The sequence below is a fragment of the Xenorhabdus sp. NBAII XenSa04 genome (genome assembly GCF_963866145.1).
GTDB lineage: Bacteria > Pseudomonadota > Gammaproteobacteria > Enterobacterales > Enterobacteriaceae > Xenorhabdus > Xenorhabdus indica.
In genome coordinates, this window is record NZ_CAWMEB010000054.1 from 1 (window position 1) to 16,277 (window position 16,277).

General features: G+C 50.9%; 21 protein-coding genes. 18 read left to right on the forward strand and 3 right to left on the reverse strand.

Annotation, left to right across the window (positions count from 1 at the left end):
* The 16 genes from AAC147_RS02485 to AAC147_RS02560 form a co-directional block, all read left to right on the forward strand.
* On the forward strand, positions 1-336 hold a 336-nt coding region (locus tag AAC147_RS02485; RefSeq protein ID WP_047685435.1), incomplete at its 5' end, for a phage portal protein.
* Complete coding sequence (locus tag AAC147_RS02490; RefSeq protein WP_047685477.1) at positions 314-964, forward strand: HK97 family phage prohead protease; 651 nt, start codon at positions 314-316, stop codon at positions 962-964. The genes AAC147_RS02485 and AAC147_RS02490, both read left to right, overlap by 23 nt.
* A 12-nt stretch (positions 965-976) precedes the next feature.
* Positions 977-2,188, forward strand: a complete 1,212-nt coding sequence (locus AAC147_RS02495) for a phage major capsid protein (protein ID WP_047685438.1) — start codon at positions 977-979, stop codon at positions 2,186-2,188.
* A 15-nt stretch (positions 2,189-2,203) separates the two neighbouring features.
* Positions 2,204-2,506 carry a head-tail connector protein gene (locus AAC147_RS02500; protein WP_047685441.1) on the forward strand — a complete coding sequence of 101 codons (303 nt, stop codon included), beginning with the start codon at positions 2,204-2,206 and terminating at the stop codon, positions 2,504-2,506.
* Between the two features lie 12 nt (positions 2,507-2,518).
* Positions 2,519-2,839 (forward strand): phage head closure protein, encoded by a 321-nt coding sequence (locus tag AAC147_RS02505; RefSeq protein WP_047685444.1) that lies wholly within the window; start codon positions 2,519-2,521, stop codon positions 2,837-2,839.
* Positions 2,840-2,897: 58 nt separating this feature from the next.
* A complete protein-coding gene (locus AAC147_RS02510; RefSeq protein ID WP_338114368.1) occupies positions 2,898-3,221 on the forward strand; it encodes a hypothetical protein in 324 nt (107 codons plus the stop codon).
* Positions 3,218-3,622 (forward strand): HK97-gp10 family putative phage morphogenesis protein, encoded by a 405-nt coding sequence (locus AAC147_RS02515; RefSeq protein ID WP_047685448.1) that lies wholly within the window; start codon positions 3,218-3,220, stop codon positions 3,620-3,622. Before AAC147_RS02510 ends, AAC147_RS02515 begins: the two co-directional genes overlap by 4 nt.
* 16 nt (positions 3,623-3,638) lie before the next feature.
* Positions 3,639-4,103 carry a major tail shaft subunit gene (locus AAC147_RS02520; protein WP_047685480.1) on the forward strand — a complete coding sequence of 155 codons (465 nt, stop codon included), beginning with the start codon at positions 3,639-3,641 and terminating at the stop codon, positions 4,101-4,103.
* Positions 4,100-4,447 carry a phage tail protein gene (locus AAC147_RS02525; protein ID WP_047685451.1) on the forward strand — a complete coding sequence of 116 codons (348 nt, stop codon included), beginning with the start codon at positions 4,100-4,102 and terminating at the stop codon, positions 4,445-4,447. Before AAC147_RS02520 ends, AAC147_RS02525 begins: the two co-directional genes overlap by 4 nt.
* A gap of 77 nt (positions 4,448-4,524) precedes the next feature.
* Positions 4,525-4,671, forward strand: a complete 147-nt coding sequence (locus AAC147_RS02530) for a hypothetical protein (RefSeq protein ID WP_231571572.1) — start codon at positions 4,525-4,527, stop codon at positions 4,669-4,671.
* A 3-nt stretch (positions 4,672-4,674) separates the two neighbouring features.
* A complete protein-coding gene (locus tag AAC147_RS02535; protein WP_047685454.1) occupies positions 4,675-8,016 on the forward strand; it encodes a phage tail tape measure protein in 3,342 nt (1,113 codons plus the stop codon).
* Entirely contained in the window at positions 8,016-8,348 is a 333-nt protein-coding gene (locus AAC147_RS02540; protein ID WP_052189775.1) for a phage tail protein, read from the forward strand. Before AAC147_RS02535 ends, AAC147_RS02540 begins: the two co-directional genes overlap by 1 nt.
* Before the next feature lie 11 nt (positions 8,349-8,359).
* A complete protein-coding gene (locus AAC147_RS02545) occupies positions 8,360-9,097 on the forward strand; it encodes a phage minor tail protein L (RefSeq protein WP_047685458.1) in 738 nt (245 codons plus the stop codon).
* A 2-nt stretch (positions 9,098-9,099) separates the two neighbouring features.
* Complete coding sequence (locus tag AAC147_RS02550) at positions 9,100-9,846, forward strand: C40 family peptidase (RefSeq protein ID WP_156115426.1); 747 nt, start codon at positions 9,100-9,102, stop codon at positions 9,844-9,846.
* Positions 9,843-10,418 (forward strand): tail assembly protein, encoded by a 576-nt coding sequence (locus AAC147_RS02555; RefSeq protein ID WP_047685460.1) that lies wholly within the window; start codon positions 9,843-9,845, stop codon positions 10,416-10,418. Before AAC147_RS02550 ends, AAC147_RS02555 begins: the two co-directional genes overlap by 4 nt.
* A gap of 17 nt (positions 10,419-10,435) precedes the next feature.
* A complete protein-coding gene (locus AAC147_RS02560) occupies positions 10,436-13,069 on the forward strand; it encodes a host specificity protein J (RefSeq protein ID WP_047685462.1) in 2,634 nt (877 codons plus the stop codon).
* A gap of 31 nt (positions 13,070-13,100) precedes the next feature.
* Here AAC147_RS02560 and AAC147_RS02565 read toward each other — a convergent pair whose 3' ends face one another.
* Together AAC147_RS02565 and AAC147_RS02570 are read right to left on the reverse strand one after the other, a co-directional pair.
* On the reverse strand, positions 13,101-13,526 hold the full coding sequence (locus AAC147_RS02565) for a type II toxin-antitoxin system VapC family toxin (RefSeq protein ID WP_047685485.1): 426 nt from the start codon (positions 13,524-13,526) through the stop codon (positions 13,101-13,103).
* Positions 13,526-13,780: a type II toxin-antitoxin system Phd/YefM family antitoxin gene (locus tag AAC147_RS02570; RefSeq protein ID WP_047685465.1), complete on the reverse strand. Its 255-nt coding sequence runs from the start codon at positions 13,778-13,780 to the stop codon at positions 13,526-13,528. Before AAC147_RS02570 ends, AAC147_RS02565 begins: the two co-directional genes overlap by 1 nt.
* Before the next feature lie 346 nt (positions 13,781-14,126).
* On the opposite strand from AAC147_RS02570, the gene AAC147_RS02575 reads away from it, so the two are divergent.
* Together AAC147_RS02575 and AAC147_RS02580 are read left to right on the forward strand one after the other, a co-directional pair.
* The gene (locus AAC147_RS02575) at positions 14,127-14,456 is read left to right on the forward strand and encodes a SymE family type I addiction module toxin (RefSeq protein ID WP_047685468.1); all 330 of its coding nucleotides are present in this window, start codon (positions 14,127-14,129) and stop codon (positions 14,454-14,456) included.
* A 139-nt stretch (positions 14,457-14,595) separates the two neighbouring features.
* Positions 14,596-14,949, forward strand: a complete 354-nt coding sequence (locus AAC147_RS02580; protein WP_047685471.1) for a type I addiction module toxin, SymE family — start codon at positions 14,596-14,598, stop codon at positions 14,947-14,949.
* An 802-nt stretch (positions 14,950-15,751) separates the two neighbouring features.
* On the opposite strand, the gene AAC147_RS02585 is transcribed toward AAC147_RS02580, so the two are convergent.
* Positions 15,752-16,204, reverse strand: a complete 453-nt coding sequence (locus AAC147_RS02585; RefSeq protein ID WP_047685474.1) for a hypothetical protein — start codon at positions 16,202-16,204, stop codon at positions 15,752-15,754.
* Between the last annotated feature and the right edge of the window lie 73 nt (positions 16,205-16,277).

Here is a 16,277-nt window from a genome sequence, read left to right on the forward strand (position 1 = left end):
ATTAATTACTCGCTGGTGCCTTACCTCACCCGCATTGAACAGCGTATCAATGCCGGGCTGGTCAACACTGCTAAACAGGGGCGATTCTACGCCAAATTTAATACTGGTGCTCTGTTGCGTGGCGATATGAAATCCCGCTTTGAAGCCTACGCCACCGGTATTAACTGGGGCATTTATGCGCCGAATGAATGCCGGGAGCTGGAAGAACTGAATCCTCGCGAGGGCGGTGATATTTATCTGACGCCGATGAATATGACGACCAACCCGGAGAATGCGACCAAACAATCCCAAACGGAGGAAAAACCTCATGCCGATGATCACCAAACAACGGCTTGATATGCCCCTGAAAATCAAGTCGGTCAGCGATGCCGGCGAGTTTGAGGGCTATGGCTCGGTGTTCGGACTCAAAGACAGTGCCGACGACATTGTTTTACCCGGTGCGTTTGCCAAGACGCTGAAACACTGGGGTGAAAAAGGCGGCCTGCCTGCGTTGCTCTGGCAGCACCGCATGGATGAACCCATCGGGATTTATACCGACATGAAAGAAGACGAGACCGGGCTGTATCTCAAAGGGCGATTGCTGATTGAGGCTGATCCGCTGGCAAAACGGGCGCACGCCCATATGAAAGCGGGTTCACTCTCCGGTCTGTCCATCGGCTACACCCTGAAAGACGGGGAATATGACCGGACAAAACAGGCGTTTTTACTGAAAGAGCTCGATTTATGGGAAGTCAGTCTGGTGACCTTTCCCGCCAACGAGGATGCCCGGGTGAGCAACGTCAAATCGGCCTTTGCCCGGGGGGATATCCCTAATCCCCGCCGTATTGAACGGGTTCTGCGCGATGTTGGACTCTCCCATACTCAGGCTAACGCGTTTATGGCGGAGGGCTACAGTGCCTTGTCTTTACGTGATGCGGAAACCATGTCGGCATTGACTGCCCTGAAATCATTACATTTTAACTAACCGGAGTGTTTTATGCCGATTGAAGTGAAAGACGTACAACAGGTTGCGCAGGAAATTCAGCAGCGTTTCGATGAGTTTAAACAGAAGAACGATCAGCGTATCGAGGCCATTGAGGCTCAGAAAGGCAAGTTGTCCGAGCAGGTGGATACCCTGAATGGCAAACTCAGTGAGCTGGATTTGCTGAAAACCGCGCTGGAAGCAGAGCTGACGGCGCTGAAACGCCCGGCGGGTGGCAGCAGTGCACCGGCTGTCAGTGAGCATAAAGCGGCATTTTCCCAGTTTATCCGCAAGGGAAAAGAAGACGGGCTGGCAGAGTTGGAGCAAAAAGCGATGCAGACCACAGTCTATCCGGATGGCGGCTATGCCGTACCGGAGGAACTGGATCGCAATATCATCAGCGCCCTGAAAGAGGAAGTGGTGATGCGCACCGAGTGCAATGTGGTTTCGGTTGGCAACCCGAACTTCAAGCGACTGATCAATCAGGGTGGCGTGAACAGCGGCTGGGTAGGTGAAACCGATGAGCGCCCGGAAACGAAAACGCCCAAACTGACGCCGATCGAACCGACGTGGGGCGAGATTTATGGTAACCCGGCAGCGACCCAGACTATGCTGGATGATGCGTTTTTCAATGTGGACGCCTTTATCTCGTCGGAACTGACGCAGGAATTTGCCGAGCAGGAAGAAAGCGCGTTTACCCACGGTGACGGCAAAAACAAACCGAAAGGCTTACTGGCCTACGGCAGTGATGCGCAGGAAGACAAAGCCCGAAAATGGGGCACATTGCAACACTTGTTGCTGAAAAAGCCGACCGAAGTTACCGCCGATGAAATTATGCAGTTGATCTACACCCTGCGTAAACCGTACCGCACCGGCGCGAAATTTATGATGAACAACAATCTGCTGTTTCAGGTCCGCACCTTAAAAGACAGTCAGGGCAATTACCTGTGGCAGCCGGGCCTGCAACTGGGGCAACCTTCTGCACTGCTGGGCTACGGTATTGCCGAGAATGAACAGTTTGCCGATTTGGAAGCAGGGGGCGTGCCGGTGGCATTCGGTAACTTCAAACGCTGCTACACCATTTTGGATCGTCTTGGTGTGCGTATGTTGCGTGATCCGTACACCCATAAACCGTTTATTCACTTTTACACCACCAAACGGGTGGGTTCCCTGCTGGTGGACAGCAACGCGGTGAAATTGCTGAAAGCCGCAGAAGGGAAGGCATAATTATCAGGAGAATACATGCCTTTTCCTCCCCTTAAGCTGCTGCGGCAGCAATGTCGCATTGATAGCGATAATCACGCCGAAGATGACTTACTCGATACCTATTCCCGCGCCGCCATCAAACGCGCGGAGAGTTACCTGAATCGCCGTTTATATGAGGATGCCGTACCGGATACCGATCCTGATGGTCTGTTGGTCACGGAAGATATCACGCTGGCAATTATGCTGACGGTGGGATTCTGGTACGACAATCGGGATGCCCAGTCACTGCCGCTGGGCTTTCAGGCATTGCTGGAACCCTACCGTTTTATTCCTTTATAGGAGGACTGCGCCATGAAAGCGGGAGAATTGCGCCATCGCATCCGGTTACTTCGCCCGGTTATCCATCGGGACGAACTGGGTTCAGAAACGGTCAGCCACAGTGATGTTGCTACCGTTTGGGCAAAAGTCGAAGCGGTATCCAACCGCAAGATCCGTACTGCCGGGCAACAGCAGGTGATCGAGGTACAGCAATTTACCGTCAGACCCCGTACAGATATTGCACCGGGCTGGCTGATTGAACATCAGGCACGGCGGTTCACGGTGCGTGCTGTTGACCGTAATCGTGCTGACCGCACGATAATAACCACCGAGGCCGATGGACATCATGATTGAACCTGAACTGAAAGCCGATTTAGAACGGTTAACAAACCTGCCGGTTTACCCGCTGATCTTGCCGTCGACGGTATTAGAGGGCGTGACTTATCAGCGCATCAGCGATCCCCGCTTGACGGTCGGGCTGGTGGATTCGTTATTAATTGAAGCCCGTTTCCAAATCAGCATTATGGTGCTGAACGATTACACCCAAGCGCTGCGACTGGAAGCAAAAATTCGTTCTGCGTGGGAAGCCGTGCAGCATGGCCTGCTTGGTCGTTATCCGGTGCAAACCGTTTCACGCGGGATGTTGCAGCAAGAGGCAGAAGAGTTGACCGAAAACCGCAAGCGTTACCGTATCACACGGGACTTTATCATCACTTACACGGAGAAGTTGGCATGATTACGGCACACACAACGGGATGGGCCTCGCTGGGGCGTCAATTGCAGGCACTGGATACCGCTCTTCAGACCGACATCATGCGAAAAGCCGGTAAAAAGGCGATGCAGATTGTACAGGAAGATATGCAGGCCCATGCCGGTTACGACAAGCACAGTCACACCGCGCATTTGCGGGACAATATTCACATTCGCACGACAAAATCGACGAAATATTCGGGCGGCGTGATGATCACGGTTGGCCCGGCGAAAGCCCACCGAATAAAAGCCCTGGCGCAGGAAATGGGGACGGTCAAACAGGTAGCGAGACCGTTTATCCGTCCGGCGCTGGATTACAACAAAACCGCTGTTATCAAGGTGCTCACACAGGAAATTCGTGATGCACTGGCCGATTACAGCCAATAAGACAGGAGTTAATTTTATGGCAACCTCCTCACCGGAATATGCCGTCTTGCCGGCAGGGACCTTGGTCAAGTTCGGCAAACCCGGCGACAGCGTGGCGCAGATGAAACCCCTCATCAATTGCAAAGCACTGGGGGCCACGGGACTGACGGGCAGTTTTGTCGATTGCACCACCTTGGTGGATACGAATAAACAGTTTATCTCTGATATGCCGGAAGGCCCGGAAAAATCCCTCGGCTTTATCGATGACCCGACGAACGCAGATTTTGTCTCTTTCCTGAATGCGGCGGAACAGCACGAAACGGTGCAGTTTTATCTTGCTCTGCCGAATCAACGTACCGCCACGATGATACTGGCGCTGTCCGGCTGGGAAATGAACGACATTAACGCGCCGGCGAGTGAAGTGATTCAAATCACCGTCAAAGGCAAACAAAACAACCTTGTCTGGGGTATCGCGGACAAGAAAACAGGAGTGACCCAATGAACGCATTGAAAGCGGCTTTACTCACCCCGCGCCCGCAGATTAAAGCGGTTGAACTGTTTGGCATTAACGTTAATCTGCGCCGAATGACCGCGCTGGAACTCTTAGATGTGGAAGAAAAAGCCGAAAAATTCAGTGAAGCGGGAGATGGGCGTGAAGCCTCCCGCCTGAATATCCAGATGGTGTTGGATTGTCTGGTGGATGACAAAGGTAAACCGATCCCGGCGAATGACCTGCCCACAGCAGAAGAATTGATGGCTATCCATGATAACGCCACCTTGATTGACGCTATTCAGACCGTAAAACGCCATTCCATAGGTACGCTGGAGGAGGCCGAAAAAAACTAACCCGCTCGCCGTGGCTGCATTTTGCGTTCAACTTAGCTGAACAGCTCGGCGAAATCGACCCTTATCGCATCCTGTCCTTGCCTGCGTCCACACTCAATGAGTGGCAGGCGTACTATCGGCTGAAAAATCGCAAATCCCCTGACAGTGTGCCTGTCGTTCCTGCATCAGTTCCCCGTGTTACGGTGAAAGCGCAGTGTGATGCCGTGATGAAATTATTAGGTTAATTTATGGCTAATTTATCTACGTTGACGGTCGGCTTGCTGGTTAACGCTACTTCGTTTAAATCCCACATTAGGGATGCCTACCGTTATGCCGGGCAGGAATCACAACTCTTTACCGATAAGTCAGCAGCAGATGCCAAAAAGCTGAAACAGACTTACAGTTCGCTGGCGTCACACATCAAATTTGTGTCCGGGCAACTGGCATTACTGGCAGGCACGGGCTTTTCACTGAATACGATTATCTCCCATACCCGTCAATACGGACAGGCGCTGTCTGATCTGTCCGCCATTACCGGCGCAACAGGCGAGCAATTAAAGAAACTGGATGAAAATGCCCAACGGATCGGGCGTACCACGGAGTTTGGCGCCACCCGGATTGCGGATGCCTTCAAGTTGATGGCCTCAGCCAAACCAGAATTGTTGAACAGCACGGAGGCGTTGACATTAGCAACCGAAAAAGCGGTGATACTGGCGCAGGCATCCGGCATTGATCTGCCTGATGCCACCCGTGCACTGGCATTATCGCTCAACCAGTTCGGGGCGAGTGCCGCACAGGCTGACCGTTTTGTTAACGTACTGGCAGCCGGGGCGAAATACGGGGCTTCCGAAATTAACGAAACGGCGCAGGCGATTAAAAATGGGGGAACGGTCGCAGCACAGTCGGGGATCAGCTTTGAGGAGCTGGGTGCTGCTATTCAGATACTGGCAGAGCGGGGCATCAAAGGCGGCGAGGCAGGCACGGCGATTCGTAACGTGATATTGGCACTGGAACGCTCCACTGATAAGAATCTGAAACCCTCGGTCGTAGGGCTGTCGTCGGCACTGGAATATTTAGCCGGCAAAAACCTCTCGACTGCACAGGCAGTAAAATTATTCGGTCGGGCGAATGTCAGTGCCGCGTCAAATCTGGTCACCGGGCGGGAAAAACTGGAAGCACTGACCCAAGCCCTGACCGGGACGCAGGTCGCTTATGAGCAAGCCAGTGCACGGGCGAATAACCTCGGTGCTGATTTGGATGTGCTGACCCACGCCTTTGAAGGGATGGCGGTGAAAATCGGGCAAAGTGCCGATGGTCCATTACGTACTGGCGTGCAGGGAGCAACCACGGCGATTAATGCGCTGTCCGAGAATTTTAATTGGGTGGCCAGTGTGGCATTGCATACGCTCATTCCGGTGGTCGCCACCAAGCTGACCGTGGGATTGCGTGAAAATATGACAGCATGGCGATCCACCGAAAAAACGGCTCGAGATGCGGCAAAACAGCAGGCTGAAACCGCCAAACGCACCCTTGAACAGACCAATGCCACGCTGCGTTCAACAGAAGTTCAGGGCAGGCACATTCAATATCTGGAAAGAACCAATCGTTTGCACGGCCTTTCCATCAATTATTCGAAAGAAAAAAGCACCCTGATCCGGCAGGAAACCGAAGCCCTTAAATTGCAAACACAGGCAACAGGACAACTTGAAGCAGCTAACCGTCGGCTGTCTTATTCCTATCGGGCATTATCTGCCGCTGGAGGATTTGCCCGTGGCGCGCTTGCCATGATGGGTGGGCCATTTGGTGCAGCCATGCTGGCGGGTTCTGCTCTGTATGGGTTATATAACGCCAGCGTCCAAGCCAGAGAGGGATTAAGGCACTTAAAGGATGAAACCGTTGAAACTGTGGCTGAACTGCAACGGCTTTCCAGCATTAAGGTGGAAGTCGAGCTGGATAAGACTGACGATGATATCAACCATCTGAAAGCAGAACTCAGGCAGATTGATAGCCAACTGGAACGGTATTCTCAAACCCGTATCAAGCACTTAGAAAATCGCCAAAAAGGGTTCTTACGTTTTCTTTATGAAGACCCCAAAGAAGTTGAAAAGCAAGGCCGGGTCTTACTCAGTCGACGAGAAGATATTCTCAAAGGAATAGAAAAGAAAACCGCCAGAAAGAAAAACCTACAGGCAACCTCGGCCGCCGGTCTCTTTGACCAGCCCTCGCCGGAGCCGTCAAACTCCACGGAGCACGGCACAGGAAATCCATGGACAGGTCAGGATCTCACGAACGAGGATAAACAAAGTAAACAATCGCTTCATCTCTACCAGCAGTTACGCAAGGAGATTGAGCAGTCCCATGCCACCAGCCTGGATCGCATCCGGCTCAGCGAAAAAGAGATGCAAGGTAAAATCCAAGACGTCGGCAAATCGGGTATCGCTTCGGACAGTGAGCTTCAACGTTTAACAACCCTCAATGCTGAAAATCACCAAAAACAGCGGCTGGAACTGGCAGAAAAATATTCCCCGGCAGCCGCATTGCTCCGGCAGGAAAGAGATGCCAGCGCAGAACTGAAAGCGCTGTACAGCGAACGGTTATTGACCGAACAGGAATATCTGTCCGCCAGTAAAATGCTGTATCAAACGTCGGTGAAAGACAAATTAGCGGAACAGGCAAAACAAATTTCGGCTCCGCGTCTGGATATGGCTGGGGAGGTTGATCCGGTTGTGCAACTGCAAAATCAGCTTACCGAACAAACGGCACTTTACGATACCTATTACCGCAATGGCCTTATCAGTAAAGAACGTTATGAACAGTTAATGACCGCCGCTGCTTATCGTGCCAAAGAGGCACAATGGGCTGCCGCCAGGGATTTATACGCCTCACAGGGGGATTTCCAGAAAATGCAGATGAACCTGCTGGATGTGGTCGAGCAACGCACGGGTAACGCCTTAACCGGCATGTTGACGGGAACAAAATCCTTTTCGGAATCGATGCGGGAATTATCCGCATCATTGGCGCAATCCATCATTCAGGATTTAGTTCGCATTGCGGTGCAGGCACTGCTCACCAAAGCGATCTCCGGTTTCTTTGGTGGCGCGATGGGTAACATGGGCGCCAGTGCATTATCCTCAGCCGGAGGCAGGCTATCTTCAATCGGTTCTGGCACTACAATAACCCCGGATGTCTGGAAAAGCCCGATCCCCCTGCCTAATGCCAAAGGCGGTGTTTATCAATCGGCAGATTTAAGTCAGTACAGCGGGCAGGTGGTCAGCCAACCGACCCTGTTTGCGTTTGCCAAAGGGGGCGGGGTGATGGGAGAAGCCGGACCGGAAGCGATTTTACCCTTAAAACGGGGGACTGGCGGTAAGCTGGGCGTTCAGGCCATCGGCAGTACGGGTAACCAAACCTTTAACTCCGTTCATATCGTGATCCACTCTGAGGGCACTCACGACACGAAAACCTCGAGTGGTGCAGAATCTGCGGGGCAGGATATCGCGAAATACGTCGATCAGCGTTTCAAATTTTTACTGCATAAAAGTCTCAGCCAGGGAGGGGAACTCAGTGCGGCGATTAAAGGAGGCCGATGATGATAAAAACCTTTGATTTTCCGGCCAGAGTGGGGGCGAGTGGCGAGTTTGAGCCGATTGTACGCGCTGTCCAGTTTGGAGATGGCTATAAACAAACTTCAGGCGATGGGATCAACACGCAGCGCGAAAGCTGGCCGTTGTCTTTTGTCGGGGCACGGTCTGACATCCAGCCGATTATCGCTTTTCTGCGTGAGCATCAGGGCTGGCGCTCATTCAAATGGCGTAATCCGTTATCGGAACTGGGGCTGTATCAGGCGGGAAAATTCACTGTTCAGGCCCATGGCACTTATTTCATCCTCTCCGTGACCTTCACTCGTATTTATCATCCGTAAGCGATTTCATTATGACTATCAATACCACACTCCAACGGCTTGAGCCGGGGAGTAAAATTGTCTTATTTACTGTCGATGGCTCGGCATTTGGTGGGCCAATCTTGTTCTTTCATCATCACCCGATCCCGTATACCGAGTCCGAACTGGAAAATAGCGTTTCTGTATCGGTGAAGTCCCTTTGGTGGCAGGGCATCGAATACAAACCGTGGCCCGTCAGTATCGAAGGATTGGAAGTAACCGGCGATGGGCGGGCGGTCACACCCACCCTTAATGTGGCCAATCTGGATGGCACGCTCAGTGCCTTGTGTCTGGCGTATCAAAACATGGTACAGGCGCGGGTCACAATCCGCCTGACTTTTGCCCATTATCTGGATGCGCGTAATTTCCCTGACGGCAATCCGCAAGCCGACCCGACGCAGGAAAAAATCGATGTTTTCTACATCGACAGCAAGACTCAGGAAGATAACGAAACTATCCAGTTTTCCCTCTCTTCCCCCGCCGATTTACAGGGGATTAAAATCCCGACCCGGCAAATTCACAGCCTGTGTACATGGTGCATCCGTGGGCAGTATCGCCAGTCACCGTGTGGCTATACCGACTCCCGTTATTTTACTGAACGGGGCAAGCCGACCGATGATCCGGCCTCGGATGCCTGTGGAGGATTAATGAGCGACTGTAAAAAACGCTTTGGTGATGCAGAACAATTGCCGTTTGGCGGGTTTCCCGGCTCCGCGTTGTTAAGGCGGTAACCATGACGATACTGCGAAAAGCCACGACCCGCGCCATCATGGCACACGCCCAAGCGGCTTATCCGCATGAATGTTGCGGGCTGGTTATTCAACATCGCTGTCGGCAGCGTTATGTGCCCTGTCGCAATACTGCACCATCACCCTCGGAACAGTTCCGTATTCATCCAGCGGATTATGCGGCAGCCGAAGATAACGGTGCGATTGTTGCCATTGTCCACAGTCACCCCGACGCGACGACACAACCGAGCCAGCTCGATATCGCCCAGTGTGACCTGTCACAACTCCCGTGGGTGATTGTTTCGTGGCCGGAAGGCGATAGCCGTACTCTGATGCCTCTGGCTGGCATTAGGCCCTTAATCGGTCGCCCGTTCGTGCACGGTATCTGGGATTGTTACGCTATCGTGCGTGACTGGTACAAACTGGAGCGGACGGTTGAACTGCCGGATTTTGAACGCACTGATGGCTGGTGGAGTCGGGGCGAAAATCTGTATATGAAACAGTATGCCGCGGCCGGATTTATTGCGTGTTGGGGTGAATTACAAACAGGGGATGTGATCATTATGCAGGTGCAGGCCAATGAACCCAATCATGCTGGGGTTTATCTGGGTAACGGCCTGATGTTGCACCATCTGTACGGGCAGCTCAGTAAGCGGGAGCCCTACCATGGCTACTGGCAGGAACGCACCATCATCACCTTACGTCACTCATCCGCGTCGGCGGATTTTTTGTTGAAGGGAGTCACATCATGAACACATTACGAACCGTGCGGCTTTACGGTGTGCTCGGTACCCGCTTCGGGCGAGTGCATCAACTGGCGGTTTCTACCCCGCAGGAAGCGATCCGGGCGCTGTCTGTGCTGGTTGACGGCTTTGAACGCTTTTTATTGACCGCCAAAGAACAGGGGCTGACTTTTGCTGTGTTTAACGGAAAACGCAATATCAGTCGGGAAGAACTGGTGTTTTCCGGGCAGGACGATATCCGCATTGCCCCGATGATTATCGGCAGCAAAAACGCCGGTGTTTTCCAGACCATTCTGGGCGCGGTGATGGTGGTGGCCGGGGCATTTTTGTGGGCGACCCCGTTTGGTGCGCCGATGGTGATGTCCGGGGCAGGTATGATGCTGGGTGGCGTGGTGCAAATGCTCTCGCCGATGCCGGGCGGGCTGGCCCGGCGAGAAGATCCCGACAACAAACCGTCCTATGCGTTCGGAGGACCAGTGAATACCGTTGCACAGGGTAACCCGGTCCCCATTGGCTACGGCAGACGGCGTATTGGCGGAGCCATTATTTCAGCGGGTATCTATGCGGAAGACCAACAATAATAGGCAGGGAATGAAAGATGGAAAAACAGCCCATTCAAGGTCACAAAGGCGGCAGACAGCAGCCGCGCACGCCGGTGGAAGCCCCGGATTCCCTGCAATCCACTTCCTACACCAAAATCCTCCTTGCCCTCGGTGAAGGGGAATTTGCGGGTGAGCTGGATGGTCAGCGTATTTTTCTGGATAACACGCCGCTTATCGGCGCTGACGGTACGCCCAATTTTGAAGGGGTCAAATGGGAATTTCGTCCCGGCACACCCCATCAGGCGTATATCCCCGGTCTGCCAGCGGTCGAAAATGCCCGAACCGTCAGCGCCGAACTGGTCCGCTCGTGGGTGACGACGGTCACTAATACCCAATTGTCAGCGGTCCGCCTGCGGTTATCATGGCCCCAGTTGCAGCAGCAAAAAGACAATGGCGACACGGTGGGCTATCGCATTGAATATGCCATTGACCTCGCCACCGATGGTGGCGCTTTTAAGGAAATCCTGAAAACCGCCGTTGATGGCAAAACCACCACCAAATATGAACGTTCCCACCGGGTGGATTTACCCACCGCCTATTCGGGCTGGCAGGTGCGCCTTCGGCGGCTGACGCCAAAACAGAACAGTAACCGGATCGCCGATGCGATGATGGTAGAAGCCATTACCGAGGTGATCGACGCCAAATTAAGCTACCCGGAAACGGCTCTGTTATTTGTTCAGTTTGATGCCAAACAGTTTCGCAACATCCCGCAAATCACCTGCGAACCCAAGATGCGTATCATCCGTGTGCCCGCCAATTATGACCCGGCACGTCGCCGTTATTACGGTAGCTGGGATGGCACCTTCCAATGGTCATGGAGCGACAATCCGGCATGGGTGCTGTATGACCTGATGATCAATGATCGGTTCAGTATCGGTACCCGGGTGAAAGCGGAAAACCTGACTCTGGCAAAATGGGATCTGTATAGCATCGCACAATATTGCGATCAGACGGTGCCGGATGGTGAAGGCGGTGAAGAGCCTCGGTTTACCTGCAATGTTTATATTCAGTCACAAGAAGATGCCTGGGCGGTGTTGCGTGACATTGCGGGGATTTTTCGGGGAATGACGTTTTGGGCCAATAACAACATGAATGTGTTGGCGGATATGCCCCGTGACAGGGATTATCTCTTTACGGGGGCCAATGTGCGTGACGGAAAATTCACCTATGCCAGTGCCAGCGAGAAAACCCATTACTCCACGGCCATGGTGAGCTGGTCCGATCCGCAGAACGGCTATCAGGATGCGATTGAACCGGTGTTTGAACACCGCCTGATACGCCGCTATGGTATCCGGCAGGCCGACATCACGGCCATCGGTTGTACCCGCCAGAGTGAAGCTATCCGGCGTGGCAAATGGGTATTGCACACCAACGAACACGACCGAACCGTCACTTTTACTGTCGGGCTGGAGGGGCGTATCCCCTTACCGGGTTACCTTATCGGCATATCGGATAATCTGCTGTCAGGGCCGGGTCGGAGCGGGCGTATTCAGACCGTGCCAAGGCGATATATGCTCACGTTGGATCGGGTGCCATCGGCAAAAGCGGGAGACTGGCTGGTCGTCAACCTGCCTTCCGGTAAAACAGAAAAGGATCTCATTACCGCGATCAACGGGCAGGAGGTCTCCGTGAGTAGCGGTGGCTATGCCTATGCAGATATTCCTGAGGTGGGTGCCGTCTGGGCCATTGAATCCCGCTATAGCGTGGAGCAACCCTTCAGGGTGATGGGGATCAAAGCGGGAGAGGACGGTGTCTCGTTTGACATTACGGCAGTTGAGCATGACCCTGACAAATATGCGCTTATCGACAGAAACATCCGCATTGACGAACGTCCCGTTACCATTCTTCCGCCTAGTGTTCAGCCGGCACCGAAGCATGTCCTTATCGACAGTGATACTGCGATCAATCAGGGCATTATCACCACCACGTTGCAGATCACATGGGACGCCGCCGACAGTGCCGTGGCCTATGAAGTCGAATGGCGCAAAGACAACGGCAACTGGATAACCGCTCCCCGGACGACCGCCCGGCGTCTTGAAGTACCGAACGTCGATGACGGATGCTATCAGGCGCGGGTCAGGGCGACGAATGCCGCCGCCATATCCAGTATCTGGGTGAACACGCAGGATACCTTGCTGGGAAGCCGCAAAGGGACGCCATCGGCACCGCAGTCTCTCCGCACTACGTCGCTGCTTTTTGGTATCCGGCTGGACTGGGACTTTGCCAACCCGACGGATGTCCTGTTGAAAACAGAAATTGGCTACAACAAAAACGGCGAGGATGACGACACGCTGCAGTTCGCCGATATTGCCTATCCGCAACGCACCCACACCTTGCAGGGGCTGTCGGCTGGGGAGCGGCTCTACTTCCGGGCACGGCTGGTGGACAAATCGGGTAACGCCTCGGCGTGGACGTCACTGGTCAGCGGTGCTGCGTCCAATGATACCGGCTGGATAGTGGAGGCCAGTCAGGATCATTTTCTGGACGCAGAAACCGGGCGGCGTTTACAGGAGCAACTCAATGAGCAGGCCCGAGCCGACGTGCGTCACAAGCAGTCTATTGCGGAAAATGCGCAGGCCATTGAGAGATTGCATGACATGCTGAAGGAGCTTAAGCGACGCATACAGTAACCCGATAACGACAGTTTTCTGACTCTCATTATTATGGATTCGATTCCCACGGATTGAGGATTGTCACCCCTGTAGACTGAAAATCGGCTACGTTACGTGTGACGACCGTCATACCATGCACAAGCGCCGTCGCCGCAATCAGCGCATCACGATCGCTGCATCTGTCGGGCACGTGCAACCGGGCGCAGCGTTGTGCTATGGCTGTATCGACGGGCAATGTCCGTTCGGCGAACTCCGGTAAAACATGTTGCTCCAGCCATGCCCGCAGTATGGCCCCTTGTGCGGCGTCCTTACGCTCAATCAGCAAAACGCCAAGTTCTAACTCCATGATGGTGATGGCGGATACAAAGAGGTCGGCGGCATCAATGCTTTCAGCCCATGCCGCCACGTTCGGATCCGCTTTCCCTGCCCGAATTTTTCGTAGTTCGGACACCGCGTTGGTATCGAGTACGTACATCATGAAAAATCAGCCGGACGGATACCGATAGTCACGCGTGGCGGCTCAAATTCAATATCCGCAAGGCCCGGCATCGCCAGTGCATCGGCAATGTTGCGATGCTGTTTGGTCAGCAGCCGGTATTCCTCGATACTCAACAGCACATGAGCCGGTTTGCCGCGATCAGTGATGAATACGGGGCCGTTCTTGGTTGCTTTCTTCGCGCGGGTAACGTCCTGGTTCAGCTCCCGGCTGGAGAGGGTCGTGATGGTCATGGAAGTATCTCCTACTTTAATTCGCTATATAGGTACATTACTACAAGGCGAATGATAGTGCAAATTGTGTTCACTTTTCCATTGACCTAAATGACGGTGGATAACACGTCTGTTAGGTTTACCTCTCTCTGGATACTGGGTATGCGTCTGTTATTCCAAGCCGATAGTCAATAGCAATGGAATACATTCGCTGTCGTTATTTTGCGAGCCACTTTGCAAAGGTCATTTTTGTCAGTGGCATGTTATTTGGGTGGGGGATAGAGTGGCGGTGAAAATTTCGACGCGGCTTTACCGTGGTGGAACACGATAAAACCGCTAACCACAAAAACTAATGGAGGTAGTTATTATGGCTGACACGCATTCTACTGCAGGTACCCGCATTTACAAAATTTCCCAACCGGAACGTTATCAGAAAGTGGTTTATCGCCCCAAGGGAGTGAACCGCACGACTCCGGCCATCAACTTAAGTGGAAAATGGCTATTGGAAGCCGGATTTTCCATTAACGATCTGTTAAAAATCAGAGTGATGCCCGGTTGTTTGATTATCACCGCCCAAAATTTTCATGAACTGTGGTACTGCTTAAAAAGCCTGAATGAAGGCGAATGGGATGATATCGCTGTGGCACTCTGGCTGCGGCAATTTCCCGGAAAATTAAGTAAAAAGCTGCCGGGATAAACTCATAATGCTATTTTTTATCAATTAAAACATGATGTTGAATCCATCTGTATGCGCTGCGTTTTGTGCTTAAATGACAAAATTTTTCTTTTGCGAAGCAACTCGCATTTTATTTTATTCATCAACAAAGAAGGAACCTATGGAGCTTAAATTTTCTACTGAAGACACTGCAAAACCGGAATGTGTGTTAAGTGGTGAAGATCTGCAACAGATGGGCTTTACGCCTAATGCTCTGTTTCATATCCAGCAATATAACAACGGGCTGATGTTGACATTGGCGAAGCCTGACGATGATCCGGCTGCCCTGTTCCACGCCGTGGAAAATGATACGAAGCAGGGCATCGATTGGGTACGTGACAATGGCGAGCTGTATCTGGCGGGCGACTGGTTAACAGAAACCAGTTTGTTGGATAAACCCGTTCAAATTGCTTTCGGCTATGGCAAAATTATGTTGATGACAGAATCTGATCTGAAACCCGCCAGCGTCGTGTGAGACTTTTTAATTGCTGATAGTGTCGTGGAATTAATAAATTGATTCCACGATCGAATATCACCTCTATGGCACTGTGCTCTATGCCCAGTGTATAGCAATAAACCGGAAGATCATGAGGAGCTCTTTGGCTTAATCTACGTTAATAAATCAGTTATTTTTCCGTAATGATTCAAGCCATTGATAATGAAATTTTCGTTGTTCTTCTGGGGAAACATCAATATCTTTAAAATCAAATGTATGAACCTAATTTTCAGGTAATCCATACTGACCTAATTTAGTTTCATAAGCTCCTATACCTAAACCCATATCTCTCTGCATTGCAGATGGAAACACATTTATTTTTGCTCCTTTGCAAAGAAAAATTATATCTTTTAATTGGTTTCTCAAATCTATAAGCATGAAAAATAATCGGTATCATTTGATTCTGCTAACTGATTATTATTATGAAATATTCTTAAGCAACAATGCCTATCAGGAGAAGTGATCAAATGCAATTCAGCTTATTCCTTGCTCCCATTTATTTTGATTTTTCTTTTATCAATGTTTATCATTTTCCATATTTGTTTGGATTTAAACTACTATAGTTGAATATTTTCCTACTAATTCAATTAATTAATTCATATTAACCACTCGTTACAATAGTACCAAATGCAGTGATTTGGCAACTTTCACATGTAGGTTTAGCAACGCCAAACTCAGTCAGTACTGTATTGAGTTGATGTGAGGATTATCAGATGGGGTGATGATAAAAAGCTGGGAGATCATTAGGATCTTTCCGGCTTTTTTGTTATGTTAGATATTATTAATCTAAATATGGTGATCTATATTTTTGTACAGTAAGTAAAGTATTTATTTCATCCATACATTCTTTGTGGTCTATTTTTGATACAAAATACATATAAAAATCATATCCAAAATGAAATTCGCATTTATCTGATATGAGTTTACACCATATATCTTCTCTTAAAATTGATTTAATTACGCTTCTTAATTGATTGATATTTATAGATTCACCATCAATGTATGAAATTTTATCAAAATTTACTTCTAGGTCTTTGATTCTGAGAAACTTGATGCCTAAACAGTCACATAAGTTAATCACATAATCTATATATTGATTTTCAATCTGTTCGTATTCATATTTTTTTACTTTTTGACCAATATCAAAAAAGCTAGTCCATTCATCATAATCAGAACAAATATCGCCATTTTCATTGATATTAGTATATTTTGTCATTCTGTATGAATATTTCATTAGTCACCTATTCTGGTCAGTGCCATACGTTCCCGATCTTGTTCGCCTGCTGACTAAATACCTTTTCATAATT

Bases quoted from the DNA above. Each gene is read 5' to 3' on its own strand.
- AAC147_RS02545 (WP_047685458.1), top strand. From the start codon at position 8,360: ATGACTATCAATACCACACTCCAACGGCTTGAGCCGGGGAGTAAAATT.
- AAC147_RS02565 (WP_047685485.1), bottom strand. From the start codon at position 13,526: ATGTACGTACTCGATACCAACGCGGTGTCCGAACTACGAAAAATTCGG.
- AAC147_RS02495 (WP_047685438.1), top strand. From the start codon at position 977: ATGCCGATTGAAGTGAAAGACGTACAACAGGTTGCGCAGGAAATTCAG.
- AAC147_RS02580 (WP_047685471.1), top strand. From the start codon at position 14,596: ATGGAGCTTAAATTTTCTACTGAAGACACTGCAAAACCGGAATGTGTG.
- AAC147_RS02505 (WP_047685444.1), top strand. From the start codon at position 2,519: ATGAAAGCGGGAGAATTGCGCCATCGCATCCGGTTACTTCGCCCGGTT.
- AAC147_RS02520 (WP_047685480.1), top strand. From the start codon at position 3,639: ATGGCAACCTCCTCACCGGAATATGCCGTCTTGCCGGCAGGGACCTTG.
- AAC147_RS02570 (WP_047685465.1), bottom strand. From the start codon at position 13,780: ATGACCATCACGACCCTCTCCAGCCGGGAGCTGAACCAGGACGTTACC.
- AAC147_RS02535 (WP_047685454.1), top strand. From the start codon at position 4,675: ATGGCTAATTTATCTACGTTGACGGTCGGCTTGCTGGTTAACGCTACT.
- AAC147_RS02515 (WP_047685448.1), top strand. From the start codon at position 3,218: ATGATTACGGCACACACAACGGGATGGGCCTCGCTGGGGCGTCAATTG.
- AAC147_RS02490 (WP_047685477.1), top strand. From the start codon at position 314: ATGATCACCAAACAACGGCTTGATATGCCCCTGAAAATCAAGTCGGTC.
- AAC147_RS02585 (WP_047685474.1), bottom strand. From the start codon at position 16,204: ATGAAATATTCATACAGAATGACAAAATATACTAATATCAATGAAAAT.
- AAC147_RS02550 (WP_156115426.1), top strand. From the start codon at position 9,100: ATGACGATACTGCGAAAAGCCACGACCCGCGCCATCATGGCACACGCC.
- AAC147_RS02555 (WP_047685460.1), top strand. From the start codon at position 9,843: ATGAACACATTACGAACCGTGCGGCTTTACGGTGTGCTCGGTACCCGC.
- AAC147_RS02525 (WP_047685451.1), top strand. From the start codon at position 4,100: ATGAACGCATTGAAAGCGGCTTTACTCACCCCGCGCCCGCAGATTAAA.
- AAC147_RS02500 (WP_047685441.1), top strand. From the start codon at position 2,204: ATGCCTTTTCCTCCCCTTAAGCTGCTGCGGCAGCAATGTCGCATTGAT.
- AAC147_RS02540 (WP_052189775.1), top strand. From the start codon at position 8,016: ATGATAAAAACCTTTGATTTTCCGGCCAGAGTGGGGGCGAGTGGCGAG.
- AAC147_RS02560 (WP_047685462.1), top strand. From the start codon at position 10,436: ATGGAAAAACAGCCCATTCAAGGTCACAAAGGCGGCAGACAGCAGCCG.
- AAC147_RS02575 (WP_047685468.1), top strand. From the start codon at position 14,127: ATGGCTGACACGCATTCTACTGCAGGTACCCGCATTTACAAAATTTCC.